Raw genomic sequence first — 9,243 nt, forward strand, 5'->3', positions numbered from 1 at the left:
TGCTCGGCGTGGTGCCCGGCCGACGGAGCCGACGGAGTCAGCGAAGCAGCGGAGTCAGCGGAGTTAATGGGGTGGTAAAGCCGGACCGGGCCGCGGTGGGAAGCCGGACGGAGGGGTAGTTTCGGGACGGCCCGCCGGTGGGGTGGGGGACGGAGGTGCAGGCATGGCGATCGGTGACACGGCCCGTTCGGCGGTGGCGGATCCGGTGGCCGAGGGACGCGACTTCGCGGTTCCCGGGTTCCGGGCGCGTGGGGACGTCGCGGCGCGGAACCGCGGCAAGGCGCTGCGCAAGGACGTGTCGCGGACCGCGCACGACCGGTTCGTACCGGCCGCCGACCGGCCCGCGGTGCTGGACGTGGTCGAGCAGTCCAACGAGGGGCGCCTGCCCGAGCTGGTGCCGCTGCGGATAGGCCGCATGGTCGCCACGCCCTTCGCGTTCCTCCGCGGATCCGCGGGGCTCATGGCGGCGGACCTCGCGCAGACCCCCGCCACCGGGGTGCACGCGCAAATCTGCGGCGACTCGCATGCCGGCAACTTCGGGCTGTACGGCAGCTCGGACGGCCGCCTGTGCATGGACGTGAACGACTTCGACGAGACGGTGCGCGGGCCCTGGGAATGGGACCTCAAGCGCCTCGCCGCCAGCCTCGTGGTCGCCGGTCGGGTGAGCGGCGCGTCGGAGGACGTGTGCCGCGAGGCCGCACACGACGCCGCCGAGGCGTACCGGCGCACGCTCGCGCTGCTCGCCGGCATGCCGGTGCTCCAGGCCTGGCAGGCGATCGCCGACGAGTCGCTGGTCTGGCACGCGGAGGCGCACGACCTGACGGGTCATCTCCAACAGGTCTCGGCGAAGGCACGGCGCAACACCAGCGACCGCTTCGCGGCCCGTTCGACCGTCGAACTCGACGACGGGCGCCGCCGCTTCGTGCCCGATCCGCCGGTGCTCACGCTGGTCTCCGACGAGACGGCCGAGGCGGTCGCGCTGTCGCTCGCCGGTTACGTGCAGACGCTGTCCCCGGACCGCCGCCCGATGTTCGAGCGGTTCGTGGTGGAGGACGTGGCGTTCCGCGTGGTCGGCACCGGCAGCGTGGGCCTGCGCGCGTACGTCGTGATGCTGGAGGGCAGCGGGGACGAACCACTCGTCTTGCAGGTGAAGGAGTCCCGGCGTTCGGCGCTCGCGCCGTACCTCGGCATCGGCCACGCCGAACACGAGGGCCGCCGCGTGGTGTTCGGGCAGAAGGTCATGCAGGCGGTCGCCGACTCGCTGCTGGGCTGGACGACCGTCGAGGGGCGGCACTTCATCGTGCGCCAGTTCCGCAACATGAAGGGCAGCATCGACGCGAGCACGCTGCCCGCCGGGCAACTCGACGACTACGCGCGGATGACCGGCGCGCTGCTCGCCCGCGCACACAGCCACTCCGTGGACCCGAAGCTGCTTGCCGGATACTGCGGCAAGAGCGGCAAACTCGACGAGGCGGTCGCGGCTTTCGCGGTCACGTACGCCGACCAGACCGAACGCGACCACGCGGAACTGGTCACCGCCGTCAAGGCCGGAGCACTGCCCGCCGAGACCGGCGTCTAGGTCGTGTCTTCAAAATTCTCGCCGGGCCCGCGAACCGTGGCACGCACGCTCGCCGCGTTGCGGACCTTGCCCGGCCAAACCCAGGCCGAGCTGCGGCCCGCGCCTTGCGAGCGCACGCACCACGGCCCGCGGGCTGACCGACGCGAATTTGAAGACACTCCCTAGGCGCCGCGCGGCGGCGGACGGCTGCCGCGGGGGATCCGTCGGGCACCTCGCGGCACTGCCCGTCGTCAGGGGCGGTTCGGTTCGCCGTACCCTCCGCCGCCCGGGGTTTCGATCACCAGGACGTCGCCCGCCGCAACTTCGGCGACGTCGCAGCCGGACATCGCAGCCGTCTCGCCGTCCGCCCGTCGAATCAGATTGCGGCCCAGGGCGCCCGGGGCGCCGCCGGCCATCCCGTACGGGGGGACCCGGCGGTGGCCCGAGAGCGCGCACACGGTCATGGGTTCGAGGAACCTGATGCGCCGCACGGCCCCGTCTCCGCCGCGGTTCCGGCCCGCCCCACCGCTGCCGTGCCGGACGGCGAACTCCTCCAGGAGCACCGGGAACCGCCACTCCAGGACCTCGGGGTCGGTGAGCCGCGAGTTGGTCATGTGGGTCTGGACCACCGAGGCGCCGTCGAAGCCGTCTCCCGCGCCCGAGCCCGAGCCGACCGTCTCGTAGTACTGGTGGTTCTCGTTGCCGAAGGTGATGTTGTTCATCGTGCCGGAGCCTTCGGCCTGCACTCCCATTGCGGCGTACAGGGCGCCGGTGACCGCTTGCGAGGTCTCGACGTTGCCGGCCACGACGGCGGCCGGGTACTCGGGGGCGAGCATCGAGCCGGGCGGGATCACGATGGTCAGCGGGCGCAGGCAGCCCTCGTTGAGCGGGATTTCGTCCGCGACGAGGGTGCGGAAGACGTACAAAACCGCTGCGGAGACGACCGACGAGGGGGCGTTGAGGTTGGTGGCCAACTGCGGTGACGTTCCGGTGAAGTCCACGGTCGCGGACCGGTTCGCACGGTCGACGGTGATCCTGACGGCGATCGTCGCGCCGGAATCGGTCTCGTAGGTGTACGCGCCGTCGTCGAGGGCGTCGATGACGCGGCGGACCGCCTCTTCGGCGTTGTCCTGCACATGCCGCATGTACGCTTGCACGACGTCGAGCCCGAAGTGGTCGATCATGCGGCCGACTTCCTCGACGCCCTTGGCGTTGGCCGCGACCTGGGCGCGCAGGTCGGCGAGGTTCGCCGGCGGGTTGCGCGACGGGTGGGCGGCCTCGGTCAGCAGGCGGAGCGTCTCCTCCTCGCGGAACCGGCCGCCGTCGACGAGCAGCCAGTTGTCGAGCAGCACGCCCTCCTCGTGGATGTCGCGGCTGTCGGCCGGCATCGAGCCCGGCGTGATGCCGCCGATCTCGGCGTGGTGGCCGCGGGCGGCCACGAAGAAGAGGATGTCCGGCGACCTGCCCGACGCGCCTGACCCGCCCGGCCCCGCCGAGGCGTCCGGCGCGCCTGACTCGACCGACTCACCGGACGTGCTCGGCTCCGCGGTGCCCGCGGCGAACACCGGGGTGATGACGGTGACGTCCGGCAGATGCGTGCCGCCGTGGAACGGGTCGTTGACCGCGTAGACATCGCCGGGCTTCATGTCGGTGCGCCGCCGCACGACCTCCTTGACCGACCGCCCCATCGAGCCCAGGTGCACCGGAATGTGCGGTGCGTTGGCGATGAGGTTGCCCTCCGGGTCGAACAACGCGCAGGAGAAGTCCAGGCGTTCGCGGATGTTGACGGACTGCGCGGTGGATTCGAGTGCGCTGCCCATCTGTTCGGCGATCGACATGAACAGGTTGTTGAAGATCTCCAGCATGACGGGGTCGGCCGTGGTGCCGGCGTCGGATTCCGCCGGGTCGGCCATGCGTTCGACCCGCAGGTGGCCTTCGGTGCCGAGGGTCGCCTGCCAGCCGTCGTCGACCACGGTGGTGGAGTTGGGGTCGGAGATGATCGCGGGGCCGGTGACCGCGGTGCCCGGTGTCATGTGCCGGCGTCGGTGCAGCGGGACGTCGCGCCAGGCGCCGGTGGAGTACATGCGTACGCGCACCGCTTCGGCCCCGGGGACGGCGTCGTCGAGGCCGCGCAGATCCGGCTGGTCGGTCAGACCCGTCACCTCGACCGAGACCGACTCCACCACGAGCTGACGGTCCATCAAGAAGGAGTACGTGCGCTTGTGTACGCCCTCGAAGGCGTTCACCATGGCGCCCGGCCCGGCCAGTTCCACCGCGAGGGCCGTGTCCGTGCCGTCGTAGCGCAGGTGCGCGCGTCGGGTCACGCGGATGCGGTCCTCGGGTACGCCCTCGTCGAGCAGTTCGCCCCGCGCGGCGGCTTCGAGGGTGTCGGCAGTCGCGACGACCCTCGGCATGTTCGCGGCGGACAACGGCGCCTCGACGGAGTGCTCGCGCATCGCGGTGGTGTCCGCCAGGCCGATGCCGAGTGCGGACAGCACTCCGGCCATCGGCGGTACGAGCACGGTGCGGATGCCGAGCGAGTCGGCGAGCGCGCACGCGTGTTGGCCGCCGGCGCCGCCGAACGTGGTGAGGGCGTACTCGCCGACGTCGTGGCCCTTTTCCACGGAGATGCGCTTGACCGCGTTGGCGGTGTTGGCCACCGCGACGCGCAGGAACCCTTCCGCCACCTCCTCGGGCGTACGGTCGTCGCCCGTGGTCGCGCGGATCTCGGCGGCGAGTTCGGCGAAGCGCAGGCGCACTTCGTCGGCATCGAGCGGCTGGTCGCCGCCCGGGCCGAACACGTGGGGGAAGTGCGCGGGTTGTACGCGGCCGAGCATCACGTTGGCGTCGGTAACGGTCAGCGGCCCGCCGTTGCGATAGCACGTGGGGCCCGGGGCGGCGCCCGCAGACTCGGGGCCGACGCGGTAGCGGCCGCCGTCGAAGCGCAGGATCGAACCCCCGCCCGCGGCGACGGTGTCGATGGCGAGCATGGGGGAGCGCAGCCGCACGCCGGCGATGAGGGTGTGGAAGACCCGTTCGTACTCGCCCGTGTAGTGCGACACGTCGGTCGAGGTACCGCCCATGTCGAAGCCGATGACCTTGTCGAAGCCCGCCAGCTCCGACATCCGGGCCATACCCACGATGCCGCCCGCGGGGCCGGACAGGACCGCGTCCTTGCCGCGGAAGTGCCCGGCCTCGGCGAGTCCGCCGTTGGACTGCATGAACATGAGCGGCACGCCGGGCAGCTGGTCCGCGACCTGGGAGACATAGCGCCGCAGCACGGGCGAGAGGTAGGCGTCGACCACCGTGGTGTCGCCGCGGGGCACCACCTTCATCAGCGGGCTGACCTCGCTGGACAGCGAGACCTGCGGGAAGCCGAGGTCCTCGGCCAGTGCGCCGATCGCGCGTTCGTGGTCGGGGTGGAGGTGGCTGTGCAGGCAGACCACCGCGACGGAGCGGATGCCGTCGTCGTACGCGCCGCGCAACTCCGCGGCGAGCGCCTTTAGGTCGGGGGCGCGCAGCACGGTCCCGTCCGCCGACATGCGCTCGTCGGCCTCGATCACCCGCTCGTACAGCGACTCGGGCAGCACGATGTGCCGGTCGAAGATGCGCGGCCGGTTCTGGTAGGCGATCCGCAAGGCGTCACCGAACCCGCGCGTGATTACCAATGCGGTGCGCTCGCCCTTGCGTTCGAGCAGGGCGTTGGTGGCCACGGTGGTACCCATGCGCACCTGCTCCACCAGCTCGGAGGTGACCGGCTCGTCGTCGGCGAGGCCGAGCAGCGCGCGGATACCCGCCACCGCGGCGTCGCGGTAGCGGGCCGGGTTCTCGGAGAGCAGCTTGTGGGTGACGAGTCGGCCGTCCGGTCGTCGCGCGACGATGTCGGTGAAGGTTCCGCCGCGGTCCACCCAGAACTGCCAAGCACGCCCGGTCACGTCGCCTCCTGTCGTCACGCCCGATGCCATCCTGCTGCATTCGGGACGTGTCGTCGGCGTGCCGGCAGTGCGTTTGTGGGATCAGGGCGGACTCGCTCGCCCCCGGGTGGAACCGCGGTGGCGAGCACTGGCAGGTGCTTGCCGCGCCACCGCGGGCCCGTGGTCGATCCATGCGTCCCTGGTGCACCCGACGACCGGCTCCGTTCTACGGAGTTGACGGACCCGGTCCTCGGTTTGTCGCGTGGGTTCCCGCTCAGCCCTGCGGTTGCTTCACCGCGGCTATGGACTGGCGGGTGAACTCGACCAGGTGTTCCCGTCGGCGGGCCTGGGCTTGTTCGGATTCCGTCTCGGTGCCCAGGATGATCCGTGCCATCTGGGGCATCGTGGACTGCCACGCGGCGACCCCGATCAGCGAGAACAGGAGCTGCGCCACATCGGGGGTGGGCTGCACGCCGAGTTGCTCGGCGAACTCCTGGAGCTTGACGGCGTAGCTCGTGGCCCGCCGGTCCTCGTCGGGGATCGGCTCGTGGCCGTAGTACAAGGCCTCCCACAAGAGCAGCCGGAGCAGCTCGGGGCGGGCGCAGTAGAAGTCGTAGATCTGCGCGACGTACTCGGCCGGGTCGTCACTGGACATCGTGACGACCGCGGTCAGCTCTTGCAGCGACTCACTGAGGACGTGCTGGAACAGTTGCTCCTTGTTTCCGAAATACGCATAAATGCGCTCCTTGTTCACCCCAGCGCGCAGGGCGATGCGGTCGACGCGGGCGCCGGCGATGCCGTGCTCGGCAAACTCCGCTCGGGCGGCGTCGAGAAGTTTGGCTCGGGTACGTGCGGTGTCGGGCGGCATGGCTGGATCTTATCCCCTCTAGCCAACTGCTTGGTTGGATCGACTGGCCAGGGACGGCCCGACCATGCTGCCCTAACGCTTAGGCTGGCGTGGGCTGTTGTGCGTGATTTGATCTTCTCGACACCTATCAGGTTTGTTCCAGGGGGGCCTGGAATGCATCCGCAGGGCGTTCCCCGCGGGCCGACAGCCCTGTCGCGCGGCCGTGTTCGACACCGGAAGAGGGCTTGAATGGACGAGGGCAACGCACCGGCGATCTGGTCGGATCCCCAGGTCGCGGCCCTGGAGGCCCAGGTCGCCGCGGTCGAGGCGGGCCTGCTGGACGCCGAGGTGGACGTCGCGACGTTGCGCGTCGAACTGGACAATCTCGCGATCGTGCACCACCGGCGTCTCGGACCGCTGTACGAACGCCTCGACGAACTGGACGCACTCGTCGCCGAGGCGGTCGCGGCACGCAGTCGCGACGCCGACGACATCCGCCGTGCCCTGGAGGCGCGGGCGATCGTCGATCCGATGCCCGACCTCGACGAACTGATGGACGCCTTCGCCGCCGAGACGGGTGCGGCGCCCGAGGTCGAAGTGCGGCGGGTGAAGCCGAGTGACGAGGCGCGCCGGCTCTACCGCGAACTCGCCCGCCGGGCGCACCCGGACCTCGCCCAGGACGCGGCCGAGAAGGAGCGCCGGGGGGACTTCATCGCGCGCGTCAACGCCGCGTACTCGGCCGGTGACGTGGCGACTCTCATGGCCCTGGACGACGAGTGGGCGGCCGGATCCGCGGGTGCGCCTGAAGTGGTGCCTCCGGACCGTGCGGAGTGGCTGCGCGGCCGACTGGCGCTGCTGACGGCCCGTCAGCAGCAGTTGGCGGCCGAGCGGGAGACGCTGTTGGAGAGTCCCATGGGCCAGTTGCTCGCGCTCGCTCCGGACGACCCGGACGGGCTGTTGGAGCACCTGGCCGAGCAGCTGCTCGCGCGCATCGACGAGCGCGAGAAGGAACTCACGTCGCTGCTGGGGTAATTGTTCGGATTCGTGGCAATTGACCGATGGATTTCGGTCAATTGGGGCCGGCCCGGTCCGGCCGGATGGGCGTCGGCCGGACCGGGCCGGGTCGGTGGGCTGATCACCGATCAGCGGGTGTTCCGATGAATCACACGATCTACCTGAAATTCGGGCATATCAATCATCTTGTGGGCGTGTTGCCCGACGAAACCCGTTCAGCACGCCAGTTGCGCCGTTAGAGGCGGCGCAAGCGGCACGAGGCAGCACGAGGCAGCACGGTGGCGCGGTGGCGCGGTGACGACGTCGAAGCGGCACACGGCACGCGTACGACACGCGCACGGCACACATGCGACGTGCGGGCGACGCGCAGACGGCGTGCGGAGCGACCGGCAAGATGACGGAGAATGGGCGGACGGGGAGCCCGACCCGTGCCACCACACACCCCACCCGCCACACACCACCCCTCAACTCCCACGGAGAACCGATGCACCAGTCGCTTCCGGCCGTCGGCGCCGCCGAAGTCCCCGCCGACGCCTTCGTGCTCGACGTCCGCGAGGACGGCGAATGGGTCGCCGGGCACGTCGCCGACGCCGTGCACATCCCCATGGGCACGCTGATCGGCCGCATCGACGAGGTGCCGCAGGAGGCGCGCGTGTACGTGATGTGCCGCGTCGGCGGGCGCTCGGGCCAGGTCACCGCGTACCTCGTGCAGCGCGGCTGGGACGCGGTCAACATCGACGGCGGCATGCTCGCGTGGGAGGCGGCCGGTCGTCCGATGGTCTCGGAGACGGGCACGCCGCCCTACGTCGCCTGACTCACGCGCCGGCGTCCGCGGGGACGCGGTCGGAGACGAACACGGCCGTCGCCTCGGCCGTCACGACGTCCCCGACGCGGATCTCCGCGGTCGCGAACGTCTTCCGCCCTTCGCGGCGTACGAAGCGCGCCGCCACGTCGAGCGGCACGTCGTACGGCGTCGCCTTGCGGAACCGGATGTCCAGTCCGGCGGTGAACCCCGCCGGCCCGCTCGCCGACGCCGCGACACCCAGGACCTGGTCGAGGACCGTCGCGACCACGCCCCCGTGCGCGCGTCCCGGCGGACCGCCGTGCTGCGCGGTGAGCGTGACCCGCGCGAGGATCTCGACCGGCTCGCGCACCTCGCCCGGCTCGGCCGGCTCGGGCAGGTTCAGGTACTCGACGCGCGGCGCCTGCGGGTTGAGGCGGCCGGAGCCCGCCTGCGACAGGTGTTCGTAGCGCCCGTTCTCGTGGCGTACCAGCTGCACGACCGAGTCCTTGGGCCGCTGGGCGGCCTTCAGCAGCGCGGTGGCCTCGGCGACGTGGGTGCTCGCCGCTGCCCGGGCCGCGGCGTCCACGTCGGTCAGCACGACCGCCTCGACGAGGTCGCGCACCCGCTCCACCAGCTCGAACGCCTCGGGCGGGATGTCGGCGATGTCGGGCATGCCGGCGCCCAGCATGGCCGCCAGCGTGGACGCGGACGGCCCGGTCAGGGCCGGCGCGTGGGGGTCCGGACTCATGCCGCCACCTCGCTCCGCGCGCCGGTCGCATTCGCGAAGCGCGTCCCCTCGCTGATTCGCCTGCTTCGCTCGTTCATGCGTGCTCCTCGTGCGGCCTGACGCGTGTCAGTTGACAGTGTCAATCATGCGGACAGAATTCATCTGACGGTGTATCAGGAATCCGGCGGAGGAGCACACCATGGTCACGATCGCCGAATTGGTCCACGCCCAGGTCGGCGACGATCGTCCGGGTCTGATGTACGAGGACCTGGTGTGGACGCATGACCAAGTGGCCAAGGCCGCCGCTGCCCGTGCCGCGTTCATTGCCGACCGGCTGCCCGCGGGTGCCGCTCCGCACGTGGGTGTGCTGCTGGACAACGTGCCGGAGTTCCCGATGTG

6 protein-coding genes and 1 pseudogene are annotated in these 9,243 nt (G+C 71.0%); 4 read left to right on the forward strand and 3 right to left on the reverse strand.

Annotation, left to right across the window (positions count from 1 at the left end):
* The first annotated feature begins 163 nt into the window (after positions 1 to 163).
* Positions 164 to 1,579, forward strand: coding sequence for a DUF2252 domain-containing protein (locus AB0C36_RS22075; protein WP_358356508.1), 1,416 nt, complete (start codon positions 164 to 166; stop codon positions 1,577 to 1,579).
* A 230-nt stretch (positions 1,580 to 1,809) separates the two neighbouring features.
* Here the strand turns inward: AB0C36_RS22075 and AB0C36_RS22080 are convergent, their stop codons facing one another.
* Positions 1,810 to 5,493 (reverse strand): hydantoinase B/oxoprolinase family protein, encoded by a 3,684-nt coding sequence (locus AB0C36_RS22080; protein ID WP_358356510.1) that lies wholly within the window; start codon positions 5,491 to 5,493, stop codon positions 1,810 to 1,812.
* A 253-nt stretch (positions 5,494 to 5,746) separates the two neighbouring features.
* Positions 5,747 to 6,340, reverse strand: coding sequence for a TetR/AcrR family transcriptional regulator (locus AB0C36_RS22085; RefSeq protein WP_358356512.1), 594 nt, complete (start codon positions 6,338 to 6,340; stop codon positions 5,747 to 5,749).
* A 228-nt stretch (positions 6,341 to 6,568) separates the two neighbouring features.
* On the opposite strand from AB0C36_RS22085, the gene AB0C36_RS22090 reads away from it, so the two are divergent.
* Both AB0C36_RS22090 and AB0C36_RS22095 read left to right on the forward strand, forming a co-directional pair.
* Positions 6,569 to 7,351 carry a J domain-containing protein gene (locus tag AB0C36_RS22090; protein WP_358356514.1) on the forward strand — a complete coding sequence of 261 codons (783 nt, stop codon included), beginning with the start codon at positions 6,569 to 6,571 and terminating at the stop codon, positions 7,349 to 7,351.
* Positions 7,352 to 7,817: 466 nt separating this feature from the next.
* Positions 7,818 to 8,147, forward strand: coding sequence for a rhodanese-like domain-containing protein (locus tag AB0C36_RS22095; protein ID WP_358356516.1), 330 nt, complete (start codon positions 7,818 to 7,820; stop codon positions 8,145 to 8,147).
* 1 nt (position 8,148) lies between these two features.
* Here the strand turns inward: AB0C36_RS22095 and AB0C36_RS22100 are convergent, their stop codons facing one another.
* The gene (locus tag AB0C36_RS22100; RefSeq protein WP_358356518.1) at positions 8,149 to 8,865 is read right to left on the reverse strand and encodes a PaaI family thioesterase; all 717 of its coding nucleotides are present in this window, start codon (positions 8,863 to 8,865) and stop codon (positions 8,149 to 8,151) included.
* Between the two features lie 178 nt (positions 8,866 to 9,043).
* Here AB0C36_RS22100 and AB0C36_RS22105 point away from each other — a divergent pair.
* Positions 9,044 to 9,243: pseudogene (locus AB0C36_RS22105) on the forward strand (acyl-CoA synthetase); the annotation flags it as partial.

The organism is Streptodolium elevatio (genome assembly GCF_040649515.1).
Lineage (GTDB): Bacteria > Actinomycetota > Actinomycetes > Streptomycetales > Streptomycetaceae > Yinghuangia > Yinghuangia elevatio.